At 74.1% G+C, this 626-nt stretch carries 1 protein-coding gene; it reads left to right on the forward strand.

From position 1 onward, the window contains the following. On the forward strand, positions 1-626 hold a 626-nt coding region (locus DWY05_RS09860; RefSeq protein ID WP_147343293.1), incomplete at both ends, for a helix-turn-helix domain-containing protein.

Genomic DNA, 626 nt, shown 5'->3' on the forward strand with positions numbered 1-626 from the left:
AGCAGGTCCGGGATCGACGAGACCGAGGAGGGCGCCGCCGCCAAGCTCGCGGCCATCAGGGACGGGCTCGCGCGCGGGCTCTCCCCGCAGCAGATAGCGGCGGCGACCCCCGGGCTCAGCGCCTCCACCGTCTACAGGTGGGTGGACGCCGGCTACGACGGCATGACGAACATGGAGCTCAGGCGCAAGGTCGGCTACAGGCCGAGGTCGCGCCGGGCCCCGAAGAGGGCGACGTCCCACTCGTCGCGCAGGTCGCACGCGTCGTTCCTCGCGCTCGGCGAGGACGCCTGCGCCGCGGCCTGGGAGATGGACACCGTCGAGGGCTCCAGGGGCGACTCCGCCAGGCTCCTCACGCTCCTGCACCGCCCGAGCCGCTTCCAGCTGGCCCTGCCGCTGCCGGACGGCACGTGCGCCTCGGTCCTGGCGGCGCTCTCCTCCCTGCGCGGGGTCCTCGGCGAGGACGGCGCGAGGCGCGCCTTCGGCGCCGTGCTCACCGACAACGGCAGCGAGTTCGCCGACGAGGGCGCCATCGCGGCGCTGCTCGGCGAGCGGGACGGCGAGACCAGGCTCTTCTACTGCGACCCCCGGCAGAGCCAGCAGAAGGGCGCGTGCGAGAAGAACCACGT

Source organism: Collinsella sp. AF23-4AC (assembly GCF_003462685.1).
Lineage (GTDB): Bacteria > Actinomycetota > Coriobacteriia > Coriobacteriales > Coriobacteriaceae > Collinsella.